General features: G+C 46.3%; 19 protein-coding genes. 8 read left to right on the top strand and 11 right to left on the bottom strand.

Going from position 1 to position 21284, the window contains the following annotated elements:
- Positions 1–18: 18 nt before the first annotated feature.
- Complete coding sequence (locus BN6539_RS14850) at positions 19–774, bottom strand: acyl-[acyl-carrier-protein] thioesterase (RefSeq protein ID WP_067540233.1); 756 nt, start codon at positions 772–774, stop codon at positions 19–21.
- Between the two features lie 88 nt (positions 775–862).
- Between BN6539_RS14850 and BN6539_RS14845 the strand changes: the two genes are divergently transcribed.
- Positions 863–1822, top strand: coding sequence for an alpha/beta hydrolase (locus BN6539_RS14845; RefSeq protein WP_067540230.1), 960 nt, complete (start codon positions 863–865; stop codon positions 1820–1822).
- Positions 1823–1936: 114 nt separating this feature from the next.
- Entirely contained in the window at positions 1937–2725 is a 789-nt protein-coding gene (locus BN6539_RS14840) for a hypothetical protein (RefSeq protein ID WP_067540227.1), read from the top strand.
- A 369-nt stretch (positions 2726–3094) separates the two neighbouring features.
- Here the strand turns inward: BN6539_RS14840 and BN6539_RS14835 are convergent, their stop codons facing one another.
- From BN6539_RS14835 to BN6539_RS14795, 9 genes are all read right to left on the bottom strand, one after another.
- On the bottom strand, positions 3095–5092 hold the full coding sequence (locus tag BN6539_RS14835; RefSeq protein WP_067540225.1) for an ABC transporter permease: 1998 nt from the start codon (positions 5090–5092) through the stop codon (positions 3095–3097).
- Complete coding sequence (locus tag BN6539_RS14830; protein WP_067540223.1) at positions 5085–5852, bottom strand: ABC transporter ATP-binding protein; 768 nt, start codon at positions 5850–5852, stop codon at positions 5085–5087. Before BN6539_RS14830 ends, BN6539_RS14835 begins: the two co-directional genes overlap by 8 nt.
- A 110-nt stretch (positions 5853–5962) precedes the next feature.
- Entirely contained in the window at positions 5963–6958 is a 996-nt protein-coding gene (locus tag BN6539_RS14825; protein ID WP_067540220.1) for a sensor histidine kinase, read from the bottom strand.
- A 1-nt stretch (position 6959) separates the two neighbouring features.
- Complete coding sequence (locus BN6539_RS14820; RefSeq protein WP_067540217.1) at positions 6960–7631, bottom strand: response regulator transcription factor; 672 nt, start codon at positions 7629–7631, stop codon at positions 6960–6962.
- A 15-nt stretch (positions 7632–7646) separates the two neighbouring features.
- Positions 7647–8576, bottom strand: a complete 930-nt coding sequence (locus BN6539_RS14815; RefSeq protein WP_067540214.1) for a ketopantoate reductase family protein — start codon at positions 8574–8576, stop codon at positions 7647–7649.
- Positions 8577–8700: 124 nt separating this feature from the next.
- A complete protein-coding gene (locus BN6539_RS14810; RefSeq protein ID WP_067540211.1) occupies positions 8701–9486 on the bottom strand; it encodes a hypothetical protein in 786 nt (261 codons plus the stop codon).
- A 110-nt stretch (positions 9487–9596) separates the two neighbouring features.
- Positions 9597–10424 (bottom strand): metallophosphoesterase, encoded by an 828-nt coding sequence (locus BN6539_RS14805; RefSeq protein ID WP_067540208.1) that lies wholly within the window; start codon positions 10422–10424, stop codon positions 9597–9599.
- Entirely contained in the window at positions 10421–11104 is a 684-nt protein-coding gene (locus tag BN6539_RS14800) for a DNA alkylation repair protein (RefSeq protein WP_067540205.1), read from the bottom strand. The genes BN6539_RS14805 and BN6539_RS14800 overlap by 4 nt, the downstream gene beginning before the upstream one ends.
- A gap of 8 nt (positions 11105–11112) precedes the next feature.
- A complete protein-coding gene (locus BN6539_RS14795) occupies positions 11113–13632 on the bottom strand; it encodes a PAS domain-containing hybrid sensor histidine kinase/response regulator (protein ID WP_082907549.1) in 2520 nt (839 codons plus the stop codon).
- Positions 13633–13780: 148 nt separating this feature from the next.
- Here BN6539_RS14795 and BN6539_RS14790 point away from each other — a divergent pair, with 148 nt between their 5' ends.
- The 6 genes from BN6539_RS14790 (at position 13781) to BN6539_RS14765 (ending at position 20045) form a co-directional block, all read left to right on the top strand.
- Positions 13781–14101 (top strand): PadR family transcriptional regulator, encoded by a 321-nt coding sequence (locus BN6539_RS14790; protein WP_264473526.1) that lies wholly within the window; start codon positions 13781–13783, stop codon positions 14099–14101.
- Entirely contained in the window at positions 14094–14690 is a 597-nt protein-coding gene (locus BN6539_RS14785; RefSeq protein ID WP_067540199.1) for a DUF1700 domain-containing protein, read from the top strand. Before BN6539_RS14790 ends, BN6539_RS14785 begins: the two co-directional genes overlap by 8 nt.
- Positions 14691–15536, top strand: coding sequence for a DUF4097 family beta strand repeat-containing protein (locus tag BN6539_RS14780; RefSeq protein ID WP_067540197.1), 846 nt, complete (start codon positions 14691–14693; stop codon positions 15534–15536). It begins immediately after the preceding gene.
- Between the two features lies 1 nt (position 15537).
- Positions 15538–16284 carry a TraX family protein gene (locus BN6539_RS14775; protein ID WP_067540194.1) on the top strand — a complete coding sequence of 249 codons (747 nt, stop codon included), beginning with the start codon at positions 15538–15540 and terminating at the stop codon, positions 16282–16284.
- Positions 16285–16377: 93 nt separating this feature from the next.
- Positions 16378–17082: an ABC transporter ATP-binding protein gene (locus BN6539_RS14770; RefSeq protein ID WP_067540192.1), complete on the top strand. Its 705-nt coding sequence runs from the start codon at positions 16378–16380 to the stop codon at positions 17080–17082.
- An 11-nt stretch (positions 17083–17093) separates the two neighbouring features.
- Positions 17094–20045 (top strand): FtsX-like permease family protein, encoded by a 2952-nt coding sequence (locus BN6539_RS14765; protein WP_067540189.1) that lies wholly within the window; start codon positions 17094–17096, stop codon positions 20043–20045.
- Positions 20046–20103: 58 nt separating this feature from the next.
- On the opposite strand, the gene BN6539_RS14760 is transcribed toward BN6539_RS14765, so the two are convergent.
- Entirely contained in the window at positions 20104–21270 is a 1167-nt protein-coding gene (locus BN6539_RS14760; protein ID WP_067540186.1) for a M20 family metallopeptidase, read from the bottom strand.
- Positions 21271–21284: the final 14 nt, after the last annotated feature.

Below are 21284 nucleotides of genomic sequence, written 5' to 3'. Positions count from 1 at the left end.
TAGAAACCGGTCGTTTTATCACTTTTTCAGTTTTCTCATACCAATCTGTGCTTCTACATTGGTATCCCCATTCACCCTAGATGCAAAACAGTATGTTTCCTCTGCATCACGATCCTCTGGCAGAGGCGCGTCCATTTTCCCCATAAAGATCTCCACCTTACCGCCCAAAGGCGCTTCTCTCATAAATCTAAGATTGACGGAAGTCACCTCTTTGCTGATGACATCCGGTATGTAGTTCCACAGCATGTCCGGATAATGGGTATTGTTCATATGTAAATTCATATCTACATCGCTGTAGAACACCGTCTTTTCCCCAGCTTTGACGTAATCGATTGTCTTCGGCAGACGGAACCTATTAGGAACTGCAAGAGTCAAGGGCTCGTCCGTATCATAATTAGAAATGTCCACTTCTGAAGCTTTGCATAATTTCCCTGTCTTCTGGTTTGTCACCGCCCAGACGCTGTAACCTCTGGCTGCGATACGGCCCCTGCAGGTGATCTCGTAACAGCGGATAAAAGTTGCCCCCTTTTCCGGGCAGCGCCAGGTGGCCACTTCGATCTCATCATACTGATGGATTTGCTCGTAAATCTCAATGGTAATTCTGGTGATAATAAAAGATTTGCCGGCAAAGAATAAATCGTAATAAGACGGCTTCCGATCCCGCATCTGGTGGTTTGCCGTTTCCTGCATATATCTGAGGACGAGAGACGGCTTCATATTATTATTGACGTCAACATCGTGACTGGTCACTTTGTACTTTTCTGTGTATCTCATCTTACCCTTCTTTCTTTTTTTCGTTTCATATGATAATATTGTAACATAAATCTAAAAAAATTTGAATAAATATCATAGGGGTATGAAAATGAAAAATAGAAAAAAAATCATCATTCCTGCCATCATCTTGGCATTTTTTCTCGTTGCCTTTGGCTCCATGTCCTGGTTTATCGGCGAACAAGTCTTTATTTCGTCCACCCAGCTGGTGACCAACGAGGAGACCTCCGGGGTCAAGGAAAGTTTCTGGAAAACCTTCGGCATCGATTACGACAAGTTCAAATCCACATACAAAATAGAAGGCATTTCGGTTCCCTCCTCTGAAGGCGATCACGACATTCCCGGAGACTATATCTATGCCAAAGGCGCGGATACCAAGGACCGTGACACCGTCATTTTGATTCACGGACTTGGCGGCAACAGGTACAGCAACTATCCGGTAGCGGCATACTTTTTGGAAAAGGGATATAACGTCATCACCTACGACCAGAGGAGTTCTGGCGAGAACGAGGCCAAATACACTACCTTCGGTTATCTTGAAAGTGACGACGCCAAAGATCTGGTATACTACGCCTCTAATCTGACTAAGGGCAAAGCCATCGGCCTATGGGGAACCTCCTTTGGCGGCGCGACAGCAGGTCATGCCATTTCTGATAAGACAATCGCGGCAAAGGTGAAGTTCGCCGTTCTCGACTGCCCGGTCAGCAGCATGAAAGACATGGTGGCAGCGGAGATTGATAAGATGGATATTCCGCTTCCTACGGAATACATGACCTGGTGCGGCAGCGTGGTCAACAAGTTCAAACTGGGTTTCTCCTATGGAGACGCCGATGTACCGGCTGCCGTGGCTGACACCGACGTACCTGTCCTCGTCATCAACAGCAAAGCGGACCAGCTGACGCCATACTACATGGGCAGGGACATCTACGAAGCCATCGATTCAAAGGATAAGAAGATTCTCTCCGTCAAAGACAGCGACCACGCACAGGTCTGGCTGAATCACAGGGAGCTCTATCGAAAAACCATGGACGAATTCATCAGCCAATATTGATTCTTGACCGGACAAAAAATGTCCGGTCTTTTTACATTATTTTACATATATTTATTGACTTTATTTTCCATTCAAAGTAAAATAATATAAACGCCATAATCGGAGGTCTATTTTATGATTTATAACAGCGCGCTATATGTAGAAAAAGAATTGGATTTTCAGCGCAAGCTTTTCTCCATTTACAAGACTGAACTGAAAGGCCTGCCAAAGGGATGTCTCTCTACACAGACCATCAACGGTCAAATTTACTATAGCCGAAAAGTAGAAGGCAAGCGAAAATTCCTCGGCAGGGAAAAATCGGAGATGGTTCAGGCCCTTCAGAAACGTCATTTTTTATCCGTCTCAATGAAAAGGATTACAGATAATATCGCAGCAATGGAACGGTTTATTAGATCATATAAAACGATCGATCCTAATATCCTCAGCGCTGCTTTTACAAAAGCATACCAGCCTCTGCCTGCCAGTTGTTTTGATCTTTCTGGCAGCTTAGATCTTACCTCCTGGGAAAAGGATCCTTATGATAAATGTTCAAAATACCCCGAAGAGTTAAAACACAGAACCATAAAGGGCGAACTGGTCAGATCCAAATCCGAGGTAATCATCGCCAATACACTGGCCGCCAGAAGCATACCCTATCATTACGAAGAAGCGCTCGTGTTGTCAGACAGAACAATCTATCCTGATTTTAAAATTGCCGTCGGCAGTGAAAATTGCTACAGATTATTGGAACACTGCGGTATGCTTTCTGACGACAACTATCTGAATAACTTTCTTCGTAAGATGAAAACCTATATTTCCAACGGTTACATGCCCTTTATCGATGTAATCTTCACCTTTGATGATCAAAAAAATAACATTGACACACAGCTTATCAGCAAGATCATCGATACCTATCTGCTATGAAATGTAAAGAGCGATGACGTCAGGGTTTTAGCCATTTTTAAAAATTTCTTTGTTAAGCTAAATTTTTCGCAGACCTGTTTAGCCAAATTCTATTAACAATGATTTTGACTAAAATTTCAGCAAAAATCGGACAGGATCTAAATGTAAATCGAATTCAAACCTTGTTTTCTCAGCAATTGACCCAAAAATAAGCCACTGCTTTTAGTCAAAATCTAGAAAATAAAAGCGGCGGCTAAATCCATGACCTGAATTTTTAGCCGCCACAATTTATTTTCTCAAACGGCTAAACCCTTCTCAAAATTCTTTAGCCAGAATGATCTATTTTGTAAATTGGCTAAACCCAAAAGCTGTTAGCCCCATTTTTCAGACTTATCCTACAATCTTATAGTACTCTCTCGCCGTTACCGCATAGACGATAGCGTAGATGACGGCAAATACCACGAAGGTTCCTATGGTACAGATCGCAAACAGCGATACGTTGTACATCATGAATACCTGCAGCAGGCGCGTAATCATCTTGAACGCCGCCAGAATGTGGATGCCGGCCATGACCAGCGGTATGAAGAACACCATCAGAACCTGTTTCCTTATGGTCTTCTTTACCTCGCTCTTGCTCATGCCTACCTTCTGCATGATCTCGAATTTGTCCTTGTCGTAATAGCCTTCCGAAATCTGCTTATAGTAAATGATCAACGCCGCCGCAAAGGTGAACACGATGCCCAGGAAGATGCCCAGGAACAGGAAACCTCCTACCAGTCCCGTAAAATCTTTGCTGCCCTCCTGCTTGCTGTCGATGCGCATCATTTCAAATGGGAACCGCAAGTCGTATACCGTGTCCTGCATTTTTTGATAGCAGGCCAGTTTTTCCTCATCCGTTCCGTCCATATCCAAAACGAACTCTGTATTGATCTGGCTGCCGTTGCCGCCGTAGGCTTTTGCCTGCATGTCGTTGATCTGGTTCAGTATCTGGTCGTCTGCCACCACCAGGTAGTAAGCCTCGGTCATATAGATCGCCAGATCCTCCATAACGAACTTATCTAATCGCTCCTTCACATGGAACTTCATACGGTTGATGGAAAAATCCTCGGCCAGCTCATTGCCGTAAGAGTATACTGCCACCTGATTTTTTTCCAAGGCGATCTTCTCACCCGAAATTCTTTCATATTCATCAGCCGTCAAAATTGCCAGGTTTGCCACTTGATCCACAGACTCGACCTTTTCAATACCCCCGTCGACTTTGAAGCCGCCGTCCTTCTTCTCGGTAGAAAATATCAGCGCCTCACTGTCGTAATACTTCACAATCTTGCGCCCCTCTTCCCTGCACACCTTTTTCATGGTATCTCCTACCAATTGGCGATCCGCACCAGTGATCCGCTCCCCATCATGCGGAGTCACGGAAACGACGACGTCTCCTGCATAACGTCCGTCCAATACGTCATTCATACCCGCATAGAGGCTGACCGTCCCGGATACCATGACGAGAACCATGGTGGACAGGATGCAGATGTTGGCAAGTCCCACTGCATTCTGTTTCATCCTGTAAATCAGGCCGGACACTGCCGTGAAGTTTCCAGGTTTATAATAAAACTTGCGATTTTTCTTCAGCGCTTTTAAAATTGCCACACTGCCCGCCGTAAAGAGACAGTAGGTTCCTACGATGACCAGAACTACCGCTACGAAAAACATCATGATGGCTGCAAGCGGAGACTCTGTGGTGATGGCAATGTAGTAGCCGATGCCCAGGCAGATGATGCCGATAATGGCCAGCAGCCATTTGGTCTTCGGTTCTTTTTCACCAACGTTTCCGCCGTAGAGAAGTTCAATCGGTTTTGCCAGATGAATGCTCATCTGATTAGTAATCATGGTCAATACGAACAAAACGCCGAAGAGCGCCAACGTGATGACCACGGCCAACCAAGAAATGTCAATTCCAAAAGGTGGTTCTACCCCAAAGACCCAGCTGAGAAACAGGTGGACCAGTTTGCTGAACAGAATGCCGCACAGCAGGCCGAGAATGATGGACGACAGCGAGATAATCACATTTTCGATAATCAAGATCTTGCCGATGTGCTTCTTCTCCATACCCAAGATGTTGTAGAGGCCGATTTCCTTCTTCCGCCTCTTCAGCAGAAAACTGTTGGTATAGAACAGGAAGATGAAGGCGAAGATGCCCATGACGACGACGCCGAAACTCATAATCATGGCAAGCGCCGCGGACATCTCTTCAATCCCCTCGCTGATGGCAAGGAATGCGATAATGTAAAACATGCCGATAATACCGATGGAAGCTAAAAAGTATGGCAGATAGAACTTCCGGTTATTTTTGATGTTATTGACTGCCAGCTTCAGTGAAAATGATTTACCCACGATTTCCACCACCTGTCTGCAAAACTGTCAGCGTGTCAGAAATCTTGGCGAACATCTCCTCATCTGACATGTTCGCTTTGTAGATCTGATGGAACACCTCTCCGTCTTTGATAAACAGCACTCGCTTTGCGTGGCTGGCAGCCTTGGTGCTGTGGGTAACCATCAAAATCGTCTGCCCTTCCTCATTAATCTCCCCAAAGAGCCTGAGCAGTCCGTCCGCCGCATTAGAATCCAGCGCCCCTGTAGGCTCATCGGCCAGAATCAGCTGCGGACTTGTAATCAGCGCCCTGGCCACTGCCGCTCTCTGTTTCTGTCCCCCCGAAACCTCATAAGGATATTTCTTCAAAATGTCCCCGATACCCAGCTTTGCAGCAATCGGTTTGAGCCGTTTCGCCATCTCCTTGTATTGCTTTCCGGCCAGGACGAGAGGAAGGAAGATGTTGTCCTGGATGGAAAAGGTGTCAAGAAGATTAAAGTCCTGGAATACAAATCCCAGATTGTCCCGCCTGAACGCTGAGATCTCTTTCTCTCTGATCTGGACGATGTTCTGTCCGTTGAGGAATACCTCCCCGCTGGTCGGCTTATCCAGCGCGGCCAAAATGTTGAGCAGCGTCGTCTTACCGGAGCCGGACTCACCCATGATGGCCACGTATTCGCCCTCTTCTACCGAAAAGCTGACGTTGGACAGCGCCTGCACCTGATTTCCCCCGAAGCGGGTGGTATAAATTTTCTTTAAGTTCTTTACATCTAAGATTGTCATTTATTTGAACCCCTTTCTTTACCTTATGTGCTTATTCTAACAAAAAAGGGAACGTAAATCCTATACATTCCCTTACAATCTGCTATTGGAATCTTACAATTTCGTAAGACTTATTCGTAAACACTCATCTCTTGATAATTTAATCCTAATTTTACCTTTGTTCCTTTTCCAACCTCTGACTCTATGGACATGGTATGTCCCAGCTTGTTCATCACCTGACGGCACAGATAGAGGCCGATTCCAGTGGACTTCTTGTCCTTGCGTCCATTATAGCCTGTGTATCCCTTGTCAAAGACTCGCGGCAGATCCTCGCTCTGAATGCCGATTCCGGTGTCTTCTATGACCAGAGTATTGGGCAGATTCTCATCCAAATAGATGGAGATTTTCCCCGAATAAGTATATTTGAGAGCGTTAGAGAGAATCTGTTCGATGACGAAGCTGAGCCACTTCTCGTCGGAGATGACCACGGCATCCGTCTGTCGATATTCCAAAGAGATTTTTTTCTTAATAAAGGTGGTGGAATACTTTTTGACTGCCTCTCTGACGATATCGTCCAGAGGCTGTTTTCTGATGACAAAATCCGTGCTGTCGCTGCCCAGCCGCAGATATTGCAGCACCATCTCTACATATTGTTCGATTTTGAACAGTTCCATGGTCAGTTCGTCCTTGGACTGGCAGCTATTTTCACTCTGCAGCAGAAGCCGCATGGCAGCGATGGGCGTTTTGATCTGATGTGCCCAAAGGGTATAGTAGTCGATCATATCGGACATGCTGCTGTCGTTTTTGGAGATGGCTTCCGCCGTCTTCTTATAAAGCTGCTGGATGATTTCCTGATACTGTTCCTCGATGCCATTTGCAGCCTTGGGCATCTGCTCCGGTCCGTACTGAATGCGCGCCTTGATATCCATCAGATACTCCGCCTTCTGTTTATAGCGGAAATAACTGTAAGCCATGAAGACGACGGCAAAGAAGAGGCACAGCGCCATGGCATACAGGCAGGCGTCTATGGGCATATCGTATAGGTAGGCAATCAGGCAGAAGATTCCCAGATACAGCAGAAACAGCAAGATGTACTTATTTTTACTATTAATATATTTTCCCAGCATATCACTCCACCAGATATCCCATGCCTTTCTTCGTCTTGATAAAGTCTGACAATCCGCTGGCCTCCAGCTTTTTCCGCAGTCTGGCCACGTTGACAGTCAAAGTGTTTTCGTCTACAAAGCTGTCTGTCTCCCACAGCTTGACCATGATGTCGTCCCTGCTGACCACCTGTCCCTTGTTCTCCAGAAGAAGCTGGAGGATTTTGAACTCGTTTTTGGTCAGGTCGATTTTTTCTCCCTCATAGGTCAGCGTCGCGTCACCGGTGTTCAGCATGGCGCCTCTGTGCTCCAGTACACTGCTGCTGGTACCGAAGTCATAGGTCCTGCGCAGCATGGCCTGCACCTTTGCCGTAAGTACAGTCAAATCGAAGGGCTTTGCGATGAAATCATCTCCGCCCATGTTCATCGCCATGACGATGTTCATGTTGTCCGAGGCCGAAGAGATAAAGATAATCGGCACCTTTGACACGGCTCTGATCTGCGTGCACCAGTGGTAGCCGTTGAAAAACGGCAGTCCGATATCCAGCAGCACCAGATCCGGCGAAAAGGCGGCAAACTCCGCCATCACTTCTTTGAAGTCTTCTACACACCTGGCTTCACAATTCCAAGTCGCGATGTGATTCTTTATGGCATTTGCGATGACCATATCGTCCTCTACTATCAAAATCTTATGCATCACTAAGCCCCCTCTTCAGCGTCTCTCATATGCAGACTCTATCTCTTTGATTCTCCTGTTTAATTCTCGGTTGACCGGCACATCGATGCCGTGTTTCGCCGCCTTTTCCAAAACTGTGCCAGAAAACAGATCCACCTCGGAATACCGCTTTGCCAGTCCATCCTGTCTCATGGACGGCATTCCATCTGGGTCCAGGGTATCTGCGAGAGCCATATATCCTTCCAAATCTTCTTCCCCCAAATGCACGCCCTCGGCACGGGCGACGGCAATTACTTCCCGCATGGCCGCTTTCGCACGCTCCCTGCCAGTTCCTTCCTCCTGTATGGTCCGATAAGAACCTTCCTCCACCATGATCACCTGGTTGCAGCCCACGTTGAGCATCCACTTGCTCCACATTCTTTTCTTGATGTCCTCTTCTTCGGTGTACGGCAGAGACGTCCGATCAAAAAATTCCATGACTCTCTGCAGATTTTCTTTTTTCTGCGGATCTGCATCTGGCACGCCGATGCGAAGTTCCCCCATGTTGGAGAATTTAAGCCTGTTGCCGATTTTGGTGGCATCCATGCCCTGGGCGACGGTATAGATCAGATGCTGCTCTCCGAAAATCTCCGCCAGAATTTCCTCGCTGGAAATGCCGTTGAGCAGGGACAAGATCACCGTATCTTCTGCCACAGACTTTTCCGCCAGTCTGGCGGATTCCCGCAAAGCAGTTCCCTTGACCGCGAAGATCAGCAAATCCGTCGGTTCCTGCCTGCCGCCCTCTATCATATCAAAACTGCACTTTTCTCCGTTGCAATATACGCCTTCTTTTTCAAAGCGGGCAACCCGTTCCGCGTCAGCCACAAAGGTCACATGATCCTTTCCCATTTTCTTCACAAAAAAATCCCCATATAATATACCAAGGGCACCCATACCTACAATCGTCACATTTTCAATTCTCTTCATACCCTATTGTCCCTCTTTCTGCATGATAATATTATCATATAGTCATTTTTTATCCCTGTCAAGGCATGCCAGCTGTAAATCTCAGGCAAAAGAAAAGAGGGCCTTGGCCCTCTTCCGTTTCCTATCATTCTTCCAAATCTCTGACTCTTGATTCTGTAAATATCATGACGGCTGAAATATTGCCGTATTTGTTAAACCAAATATACGCATTATTTCCATATTCAAGGTTGTCCTTTATTTTCTTGTACGTCGTCTTCGCAAACTGAATATTCTTGTTGATCTCTTTGTTTTCACTGTCCACAGTGATTTTCACCGTTTCGCTGTAGAATTTTACATTCTTGGCAAGTTTGTATTCTTTGATAAAGCCTTCAAATTTTTCCGGCTCGTCCGCATTATAGTTGATCGGCGCAAGCCTCATGCTGTTCTTCTTCATGGACAGAATCGTATTGGAGGAAGTGAAGCTGGACGGTTCCAAACCATCCAGGTTAGCCAGACTGGCGTTGTTGTTGTCGTAGCTCTGCTCCAAAACAATGATGCTCTGTACCTTGCCGGTGGTCGTCAGCCACATGCGGATTGAAAGATCCCCTTCTTCTGTCTTCTTCTGCAGAGCTTCTATGGAATACTGCTTATAACTGACTTTTGTCGTCTCGTCGCCTTTTTCGTCAACCGTTGTATCGATCTTCTGCAGAAAAACATCTACATCGTCCAAATAAAGGTATGTATCGTTACCAGCGTTGCAGATTAAATTGTGATCCTCTACCCCGGAGCATGTCGCTTCCACATCATAACTGTCAGGATCCAGACCGCCAAGCAAGTCCTCGCCTGAGCCGTTCTGGCTCCACAAATAAATCCCCCCTGCAACGACGACTAAAATCATCACATAAACAATCGTTCTCACATTCTTCTTCATAGCATAACCTCTTCCCTTTTTTAGTAATACACCTCTTTTATCTTTCTATTGCTTATATAATACTATCCATTTGTCCCCTATTGCAACCCCCAAATTGACCTTTTTCGACTTTATTCGCCAGATAGATGAATGACGGCTACTTCCGGCCGATTGAGAAAACGAATCGGAAATGGAAAATTGCCCAATCCGCTGGAAACAAAGAGTTTCTTGTCTCCCATTTCGTACAATCCTTTGACGTATTTCCCCTCTCCGTCTAATAGTTCAGGAAACCAGACACCGCCATTGTTAAATCCGCCCACAAAGGGCAGACGTACCTGACCGCCGTGGCTGTCTCCGCATAGAGAAAGGTCTATGCCGAAATCTGCAAAGGCTTCAAAGTTAGGGATGTGCGCAGCCAAAATGTTAAAAATCCCTTCGTCCAAGGTGAATTCGTTGGCTAAGTCAAAGGTGCTGCTGTAATACACATTGCTGATTCCGTATAAACGAACCGTTGTCCGGCCGACGGTGATATCCTTGCTTTCGTAGTCCAGTACTTCCACGCCGGCAGCCGTCAGTTGCTTATCGAACGTTTCGTTATTATCATGTTCTCCATTGACAAAATACACGGGACAAAATTTAGCCAAATCCGTCATCAGATTGATCGCAGTCTGCTTTCCTTTTTCATCTCCTGAGGAATACATGTCGCCAGTAATGACGATAAAATCGGGTTTGGCATCCTTTACCCGTTCAATGAGCCGGCTATTACCTTGACCAAAGGAAGAACCGTGCAGATCTGTCAGCTGCACGATGGTAAGATCGTCTTTCAGCTTACTGCTTTCAACTGTCACCTCTGTGGTTTTTAATGTAAAAGTCCCTGCATACCAGATTGCCACAAGAATCAGGCAGTAAATGATAAAGTTTCGTATTCCATGATGCCGCTTTTCTCTTCTTTTGCTCATTTTATTTTCAGACTGCGCAGATAGTCCTTTGTCTCCTTGTCAATTCTATAGCTTTCTATGGCCTTTTGCAGAGATTTGTTGTGAACCCACTTGTCCAGCCGTCTTTCCTCAAAGAGCGGAATTGTGGCTGTATATTGTTTAATCAGCGCAAAACTATAATACCACGCAATGGCCATATTTATGTAATATTCTTCTGTATGAATCTCTGCCATAATATCAAGCATTTCCTTTCTGAATTCTACGTCCAGAAAATGCTGCAGCTGGGTCACGATACCGTAACGCACGGTATAGACATGAGAACTGTTCATCCACTCCAGCGTCTTGTCGTACAGAGCATTTAGATCCTTTTTAAACGCTTTGGGAGAGAAGGTGTCACAGGTCGCCCAATTATCGACATAGGGAAGAAACTTCTCTGTTAACATCACTGCCTCTTCAAAGGTTTTAGCAATATTCTCAATCAGATAAGCATGAAGATTATTTTCCTCATAATACTTATGCGGCAGTTCTTTGAGAAATACCTCTGAATCCTTGTCTTTTGCTAATTCTTTTGCCAGCTTTCGAAGGGCCGGCGTGCGTACGCCAATTACGAAATCTTTTTTATAATCGGGCATCAGCCGCGAGTGAAAATCCCTGTATTGTAAATCCTGCAGGGCAAATAACTTTTCTTCTATTTTTTTCATGACTTCCTCTACTTCATCAATAAATTCTTTAGTTCGCTCAACAGGGTGTTGATGTCCAGCGGTTTAATCAAGTATCCGCTCATCCCTGCATCGTAAGCTTTCTTTCTGTCCTCTTCAAAGGCATTGGCCGTCATTGCCAAGATAGGAATCTGTCTGCCGTCTTCACCCTCCAAAGAGCGAATCTGTTTCGTCGCCTCAATGCCGTCCAGAACAGGCATGCGGATATCCATCAAAATCGCCAGATAAGCGCCCGGTTTCTGTCTTTGAAATTGTTCTACAGCTTCCTGACCATTATCAGCGACATCCACGACAGCACCCTGCATTTCTAACAGCGTCCTGGCAATTTCTTGATTCAGCTCGTTGTCTTCTGCTAGTAAAATGCGTTGTCCAGTCAAGGACAGAGGTGTGTCAGGCTGCCAGAGGTTCTCATCCTCTGCTGCATTTTCAGGCAGGCTGTCCACTTTTTGCCCTGTCATTAGCTCATCTGTCACCAACTGGAAAGGGATGATAACCTGAAAGACGCTGCCCTCCTGCTTCTTGCTTTTCACACTGACAGAGCCGCCCATCAGCTGAACTAAGTTATAGACGATAGATAGTCCCAGGCCGCTCCCTACATAATTGCGGGCATCGCCAGGTGCCTCCTGTTCAAAAGGATGAAAGACTTTCTCCAAAAATTCTTCTGACATGCCGACGCCCGTATCCCTAACGAGAAACTGTAAATAGGAAAATCCGCCTGAGCGCCTTTTCTCTTTAATCTCAAGACTGATTTCTCCGCCGAGGGGCGTGAACTTGAGAGCATTGGATAAGAGATTCATCAAAATCTGTTTCATCCTCAGGGCATCGCCGATGTAACCCGTCTCCAACCCTTCACCCTGGCGCACTTCAAAACGAATCCCCTTCTCTTCTGCCTGCGGACAGATGATCTGATTGAGTTCATCCATAAAAGAAGCAAAGTCAAAGTGTTCAAAATTCATCTCCATTTTATCAGTCTCAATTTTGGACATATCCAATACGTCGTTAATCAAAGACAATAAATACTTACAGGAGGTGTCGATCTTATGAAAACACTCCTTTACGGTTTCTAAATCGGTCGCTTTTAGCTGTCCTATGGCGCTCATGCCGATGATGGCGTTCATCGGAGTCCTGATGTCGTGGCTCATGCGAGAGAGGAAATCTGATTTGGCCCGGTTTGCCGCCTTTGCAGATACCAGTGCGTCCCTGAGCAGCTGCTCCTGTTTTGCCTGTTCTTGTCTCTGGCTGTCGAGAATTTTGACCAAGCTGATAGCCAAGACATCGTCGCTAAAAGGATTTTCAACGTAGATGACATGGACGGAAACCCAGTGATAGATCCCTCTCAAATCTTTGGTTTTCAATTCCATATATACTTCTCGTTCTCCCTTTGCAAACTGCTGCAGCAGTGCCTCCTGACTAAATTTAGAAACGAATTCTTCCTGATAGGATGGGTATGTGCTGTCTGCACACTGCTCAATGAAAGAGGTAAACTTTCCTTCTTTAGAAAATACGTAAAAATTCTGCCCGTCTACAAAACAATTGTAGCTGTCCTTCGTCAGATTGATGCTGATAATCAGCGGATAGGCCGTATAAATGGCTGCCCGGAGAGAACGATTCTCAAGAATTCGCTCCCTCTCCTGCGCTTTTTCTATCTGCATCTGTTCTGTAATATCAGTGAAAACCGCCTGGATGACTTCCTGCCCATTGCTATTGACAATCCTGCCCATTGCAACGTTGATCCAGGCCTTTTCTCCGTTCTTTTTGATACATTCACGGTGGTAAGACGCTGTTTCACCATTTAGTTTCAACCCTTCTACGATGGACATAATCCAATCCAGATCCTGCGTCTCTACGGCTTGCAAAGGGCTTTTGATATTCCTTCGATATTCCTCTTCCGAAGCATAACCGTAGAATTTCCAGGTCATCGGATTAACAGAAAGCAGTTGGTGGCGGGGATCTTTAGAAAACTGAATGATGCCACAGGGGACGGTATTATAGAGTTGTTCTAAAAACTGGGTCTGGTGTTCAAGCTCCTGATTCTTCTCGAGCAGCGCTGATTTCAGCCTTTGGTATTCTGCCCGGCTCGCCTCAACGGGAAAAAGTTCGTCGTCCTTCATTTCAGCATAAGGGACAGAGTTATGAATGTGCACCGTTTCAAGTGCATCTCCTTTTTCTCGAAAAACAAAAGTAACCCGCTGCTGTACGTCCAAATAAGCTTCCGACTCCGGTTTGCTCTGCAGATGGCTGATTCCTTCGCAGAGGTAACAGCCGCCTCCTAAATCCATGGAATGATAGACCTCCTCCGACATACTGCAGGCGATCATGTCGTCCTTTCCGGCTCGAAAGCAAGCTTCTACAGTCTCCCTGCCTTCTGCTTTCTGCTTTTCACCGCCGCCCAGCCAGATAATATCAGCAGCAAAGGTGGAAATCATAAATTCCAGATCAGAGTCGCAGAAATATGTAGTTAAAATCCTATGAGCTAAGTTCTCTACTTCTTTTAAAGATCTATTTCCCAAAGTCAACACCTCCAATGGTCCAGTATCAATACATTATTATTTATCATAGCACATATGGCAATCTGATAAAAGAAATTCTTTTTCAAAAATACTCCTTGACACATAATACTATGTGTTGTATAGTATGACGTGAAAGGGGGTATATTAAATGATAAATCCACAGATGAAGAAAGGACTTCTGGAAGTATGCATCTTGTCCGTACTGCAGCGAGGGGACTCCTACGGTTATAAGATCATCAAAGACCTTTCTGACTACATCAAACTGTCCGAATCTACCCTGTATCCCATTCTGCGGAGATTAGAGGCGTCCGGCTATCTGATGGTGTATACCGTCGAACACAACAGCCGCCTTCGTAAGATGTACAAAATTACAGATATGGGTATAAAGCAGATCAAAGAATTCCTCGTTGGCTGGGAAGAAATAGAAGCCATCTATCAATATATTAAGGAGGGCATCCGGGATGAATAGAGAAATATTTTTACATCAACTGCGCATCCGGCTTTCACAGCTGCCGGAACCGGAAATCGAAAAAAGGCTGGAATACTACAGTGAACTAATTGAAGACATGGTCGAGGACGGCATGAGCGAAGAAGCCGCCGTAGCCAGCTTCGGCGATATCAATCAGATTGCACAGGGCATCATGGAGACGACGGCTCTATCTACTCTGGTCAAAACTACTGTCAAACCGAAAAACGGCTGGTCCACAGCGGCAATCGTCATCGCCATCGTAGGGTCGCCCCTCTGGGTTTCGCTGCTGCTGGCATTTGCAGCTGTCATCGCCTCGGTTTATTTGGTCATCTGGTCTTTGATCATATCCATCTTTGCCGTCGTGTTGTCCCTAGGGCTCCTCGGCATCTATCTGTTCTTCAAATCCTTCTGGCTGCTTGGCGCAGGCTTCCCTACGGTGATCTATACCATCGGATCCGGTCTGGGGCTTATGGGATTCTGCCTGCTGTCGTTTCTGGGAGCAAAGGTCGCCATCCTGGGCCTCATCCAGCTGACTCGCTGGATCTTCGTCCAGATCAAGAGTCTGTTTATTAAAAAGGAGGCGAACTAAATGAAAAAGAGTACCAAGATCATCTTGATGATTTCCATCTGCCTGATTTCTGTGGGTATCGTTCTTTCTGCCATCGGCCGTTTCGCCGGTGCTTCGCCCCGTCATATCCTCTTCGATGGGCTTTGGAATGCATCCTTTCGTTACGGAGACGACTTCGATAATGACTTTGAAGAAAATAATACTTACCATGTATCTGATGCGTCCATAAACTCCATCGACATCGACTGGATCAGTGGAAGGGTGACTGTCATTCCTTACGACGGCGACGACATCGTCATCAGAGAAAAATCAAAGGGCAAAATCGATGAAGAGAACTGCCTTCGTTATCGAATCAGCGGAGACACCTTGGAGATCAACTATTTTCTCCAGACAGCAGAATTTAACTTTACGGGCTCTATAAACTACAGTAAACAATTGGAAATTAAAGTTCCGCGGGCACTGGCAAAAAGCCTGGATGAATTGAATTTTGACGCGGTTTCTGCAGACCTAAATATCAGAGACCTGCACATCGCTTCCCTGGATGTGGATACCACCTCTGGAAATCTTTTAGGGAAAAACATCGAAGCCAAATATGTGAATATGGGCACCGTATCCGGGGATATGAAGGTAACCTATACGAGCTGTCCAAAAGAGCTGAATATGGACTCCACTTCCGGGGACTGTACCATCTCTCTGCCAAAAGGCAGCAGCGTGACAGCAGAGCTAGACAGTGTTTCAGGTGATTTTTCCTCCGAGTTCAGCACTCGCTACGAAGAAGAAGATGTTTATATCATCGGCAGCGGTGAATGCGAATTTAGTGTTTCTACCGTCAGCGGCGACTTCGTCATCAACAAAGGAGCAAAATAAAATGAACTTGAGCCAAAAAGAAAAGCGGTGGAGTAAAGACGTCGTCAAATATATCGCCATGGCTGCCATGCTGCTGAATCACATCGCATACATCTTTTTACCCGAGGGAATCCTGTTCGAGATATTTCTCAATTTAGGATATCTCACAGCGGTGACGATGTGCTACTTCCTAGTGGAGGGTTATCAATACACGCACTCAAAGAAGAAGTATTTGCAGAGACTGGTTTTGTTCGCCTTTCTTTCGCAGATTCCATACAGTCTGGCGTTTACCAGCGGTACGTATATAGAATTTCATGGGTTCAGCATGATGACGACACTGGTCTTGTGTTTCCTGATCCTGCTCACAGCTGAACAGGTCAAAAACAAGCCTGTCAGGATTCTGCTCATCGTCCTCATGATGCTGCTGAGTTTGTTCTGTGACTGGGCATTACTGGCACCGATCTTCACCCTGTTGTTCCTCTGGGCGAAGAATTCTGACGGAAGGCTGAAACTGGCATTCTTACTATGCGCTGTCCTTTTCGGCCTTGTTAATTTCGCAGGAGGGCTCACTCTTTTCCCCCTTGCCATAAACCTTAGGAATTCTTTTTTCTCCATGGCAGGCATCGGCCTCGCCGCCTTTTGCATCCTCTGTCTGTACAACGGACAGCGCGCGAAAAGAGCACAGAATTTTTCAAAATGGTTCTTTTATCTCTTCTATCCAGTACATCTGCTGCTCCTTGGGATCATCAGAATTGCAGCGGGCTTGTAATAGCCCGCTTTTTATTTGCAATTATTCCGAACGCTTTGATTTCCTATGTGTAATATGCTAAAATGAGATATCATGATAAAGAGGAGGCCTGCTATGAGTGCTTATGTAGAGTTTCAACAGGTAAAAAAGGTGTACCATATGGGCGAGGTTTCCATCGAAGCCCTGAGTGATGCAACCTTTGAAATAGAAAAAGGAGAAATCTGCGTCATTGTCGGCGCTTCTGGCGCAGGCAAAACGACTCTTCTAAATATACTGGGCGGCATGGATACGCTGACGACAGGATCTGTGCTGCTGGATGGAAAAGAAATATCCAAGTACAACAAAAAAGAATTGACCGCTTACCGGCGATACGACATCGGTTTTGTATTTCAATTCTATAATCTGGTACAGAATTTAACTGCCCTGGAGAACGTCTCTCTGGCTACACAGATCTGTAAAGACCCTCTGGACGCGGAACTGGTCATGGAGGAGGTGGGACTTTCCCATAGAATGAACAACTTCCCAGCCCAGCTTTCCGGCGGCGAGCAGCAGCGTGTCGCCATCGCCCGCGCCTTGGCTAAGAATCCAAAACTGCTGCTCTGTGACGAACCGACGGGCGCTCTGGATTATAACACCGGCAAGGCCATTCTCAAATTGCTGCAGGATACCAGCCGCAAAAACGGTATGACCGTGGTCATCATCACCCACAACCAAGCGCTTACGGCCATGGCAGACCGCATCATCCACATCAAAAACGGCTCGGTCTACTCTGTAGAGAAAAACGAGAATATCGTTCCTGTTGAAAATATCGAATGGTAAGGGGTCTGCAAATGTTAAGAAAATCTACACTTCGGGAAATCAAAAACAGCCTTGGACGCTATCTGGCCATCCTAGCCATCGTAGCTCTGGGCGTCGGTTTCTTTTCGGGCATCAAAGTGACCAGAGAAGCCATGATAAAGACAGCCGACGAATATTTGGCTGACCACGATTTCTTCGATTATAAAGTCGTATCCACGCTGGGATTCAAAGAAAAAGACGTGAAAGCTCTCGCAAAGGAGTCTTACATCGGCAGCGCAGAGGGTTCCGTCAGTACCGACGTCCTCTACAGCATCGATGGCGAAGCAGACAGAGTTTTGATGATGCATTCTATCACAGACCGGGTAAATGAGTTGAGCCTGAAAAGCGGCAGAATGCCAAAGGCTGACGATGAATGTGTCGTCGATTACAGACTGGTGGATGACGATGCTGTCGGTCAGAAGATCGTCATTTCCAGCGAGAATGAAAAAGACACTCGCAAGATGTTCAAATATAAGGAATATACTATTACAGGAATCGTCATCTCTCCTTATTATATGAATTTCGAAAGAGGATCTACTTCTTTGGGAAGCGGATCTGTCGCCGGCTTTGCCTATATAAACAGAGGCGGCTTTGACACCGACTATTTTACCGAAATTTTTCTCGGTCTTAAGGATCACTATTCCATTTACTCTGACGAATATAACGATCTGGTCGATGCCACAGAGGATAAGCTGCAGACTGCAGCAGATAAACGTTCTGATCTCCGTTATCAAAAAATCATCAAGGACGCAAAGGAAAAGCTGTCCGATGGTCAAAAGGAATACGATGAAAACTACGACAAATACCTGTCAGAAAAGGCTGATGCAGAACAAAAACTGGCAGACAGCTATCAAAAAATCATAGATGGAAAGAACACTTTGGCCCAAGAGAAAAAGAATCTGGACGCCAAGGAAAAAGAATTAAAGGCCTCCAAGGCTAAAGTGGAAGCCGGTCTTTCGAAGGTGGCTGCACAGCGCAAAGACTTCGAGGCAAACAAACAGTATATGACGCCGGAACAGATCGCGCAGACTGAAGCGAAGCTGTCTGCCACAGAAAAGCAGTTAAACGGAAATTTGAGCAAAATCAATGCCGGTCTTTCCCAGATCGACACCGGGCGCAGGAAAATCAAAGAGGCAGAAGCAGAAATGCCCGCAAACCTGCGCAAGTACAACGAAGCGAAAGCAGAAGCAGATGAAAAGTTCGCAGAAGCAAAGGCAAAGCTGGACGATGCTAAGAAGGATCTTGACAAAGCAAAAAAAGAGATCGCCGACATCAAAGCGCCTGACACCTATGTGTTAGACAGAAATACCAATATCGGTTACGCCTGCTTCGAAAGTGACTCCAACATCGTAGACGGTATTGCAAAGGTTTTTCCAATCTTCTTTTTTCTGGTGGCAGCTCTGGTATGCATGACCACCATGACGAGAATGGTCGATGAGCAGAGAACCCAGATTGGTGTGCTCAAAGCTTTGGGATACAGCAACGGCGCCGTCATCGGAAAATATCTGTTCTATTCAGGCAGCGCTTCCTTTATCGGATGCGTATCCGGCTTCCTCTTTGGCTGCTGGCTCTTCCCATTGGTTATCTGGAAAGCCTACGGCATGATGTATGACTTCAGTTCTAGTCTGTACTATATCATCAACGGACCTTTGGCGGTCACATCCCTGCTGGTCTCCCTGCTCTGTTCCATGGGAGCTACGATTATGTCCTGCTATGCAGAATTCAGAGAAGTGCCTGCCCAACTGATCAGACCAAAATCGCCAAAAGACGGCAAACGGATCTTACTGGAAAGAATCACCTTCCTCTGGAAGAAAATCAGCTTTTTATACAAAGTCTCCTTCCGAAACATCTTTCGCTATAAAAAACGTTTTTTCATGATGGTGCTGGGCATCAGCGGCTGTACCGCCCTTCTTCTCACAGGACTGGGCGTCAGAGACTCTATCAAAAACGTGGTGGATTTTCAGTATGACGAAATCCAGGTCTATGATTACAGCGTCGTCTTCGACAAGGAGATGGGGACCTGGCGGCAGGATCATTTCCAAAAGGAAGCCGCCGACTATGTGGACGATATGATCTTCGTCCACGAGGGAACTGCCGACTTGCTCACAGGCAAGACTGCAAAGTCCGTCAACCTGGTCGCCTCTGACAATGAGCACTTTGACCAATTTGTCAAGCTCCACAATCCTGACGGAACAAAGTTGAATTATCCGTCTGCAGGCCAGGCGGTCATCTGCCGCAAGCTGGCCGACGAATACGATTTGGCAGTGGGTGACAAGATCACCTTACGAGATGAAAATATGAAAAAGATGGAACTGACGGTCAGCGGCGTCTGCCAGAATTTTGTTTACAATTATGTCTACGTTTCTCCGCAGACCTGCCAGGATCAGTGGGGGTATACACCGGAAATCAAATCCGCCCTTGTCAACGCGAAAGACGGTATGGACGTATACGCCTCTTCCTCCAAGGTGCTCAACATGGATCACGTAGCCACCGTGTCAGTCAATAACGATCTCCGTGTCCGGGTCTCCAATATGATGAAGAGTCTGGACTATGTCATTCTGCTGGTCTGCCTGTCAGCCGGCGCTTTGGCCTTTATCGTTCTGTACAATCTGACCAATATCAATATTACAGAGCGAATACGAGAAATCGCCACCATCAAGGTGCTTGGTTTCTATCCAAAGGAAACCTCGGCTTACGTCTTCAGGGAGAATTTCTTCCTGACTGGCATCAGCGCCGTCGTCGGGCTGCTCCTGGGCAAGTGGCTGCACGCCTTTGTCATGGAACAGATCAAGGTGGATATGCTTTCCTTTGACGTGAGAATCTCTGCTGTCAGCTACGTGCTGGCCGTGGTACTGACCTTTGTCTTTGCGGCAGTCGTCAACTTGGCGATGTATTACAAGTTAGAGAAGATCAGTATGACCGAATCACTGAAATCCATAGAATAACCAATTAGAAAAGCGGCTTTTCCTGTTCTGGGATCAGCCGCTTTTTTCCTGTTTTTCTTTATTGTTCTGCCGACTCAAATTCCGCTTTCATCTTGGCAAAGAGCTTTGGGTCAGTCATGACTTCTACTGCGGTCATAGCGAGACCTGCCGCAGTATTTCTCATCTGCTCCCTGGCGTAGTCTGTCAAAGTAGCGTCACGGAAGCCTTCTGTATGGGCTGCAAACTTCTCGTCCGCACAGATGCCAAACATGGGATGCATAAAGGGACAGATCTTGCTGAGAAGTCCTGCATCGTTGGAACCGGTTTGTTCCGATGGTTCCTCTACTTTGATGTCAAACAGTTCCTCCATTTTGTCGCAGAATACCTGCTCCATGGTTCTATTGGAAATCATGTTGTCCAGATAGATATCCGGATCTGTAAAGTTTACTTCTGTACCAGTCTGCAGAGCCGCACCGCGGGCACAATTTCTAACCCGCTCCCGCAGTTCTTCGTTATAGGTTTTGGTAAGGGATCTGACTACGAACTGGGCCGAGGCATAATCCGGAATGACGTTGGTAGCTTCTCCCCCTTTGACCACGATGCCGTGGACTCTGGAAGAACTCTTCATCTGCTGTCTCAGGGCGTTGATGCCGCACATGGCTAGAATCAACGCATCCAAAGCGTTTCTCCCTTCTTCCGGTGCTGCAGACGCGTGGGAAGGTTTTCCATGAAATTCAAAGGATACCGGTCCCAGGGCAAGCATCGGGCTGCACTTATTGTATGTAGCGTTGGGATGCGCCATCATGGCAAAGTCTAATTCATCAAAGGCACCTTTTCTGGCGTATGCCATCTTGGCGCCGTTATTTTCTTCCGCCGGCGTTCCGTAAACGATGACCTTGCCGCCGATTTCATTGATGACACTTTTCAGCGCGATGCCGGCGCCGCTGCTGGTAGCGCCCAGAATATTATGGCCGCAGCCGTGACCGATTCCGGGCAGTGCGTCGTATTCGGCCATGATGCCCACCGTAAGGCCTGGTTTTCCGCTGTCATATTCAGCCTTGAATCCAGTCTCTATACCGCAGAAATTTCTTTCCACCAGGAATCCGTACTTCTCCAGAAACTCTGCATGTAGTTTACAGGCTATGACTTCCTCATAGGCCGTTTCTGGTTTTTCGTAGATTTTTCTGCTCAGTTCATCCAGTTCCAGTCCAACCTGTTCTATAGTCTTTAAAATAATCTCTTTCATCTAACTTTTCCTTC

The sequence above is a fragment of the Emergencia timonensis genome (genome assembly GCF_900086585.1).
In the GTDB taxonomy this organism is placed as follows: domain Bacteria; phylum Bacillota; class Clostridia; order Peptostreptococcales; family Anaerovoracaceae; genus Senimuribacter; species Senimuribacter timonensis.
Note: the sequence above shows the minus strand (reverse complement) of the source record. Positions and strands in the feature narration are given on the sequence as shown.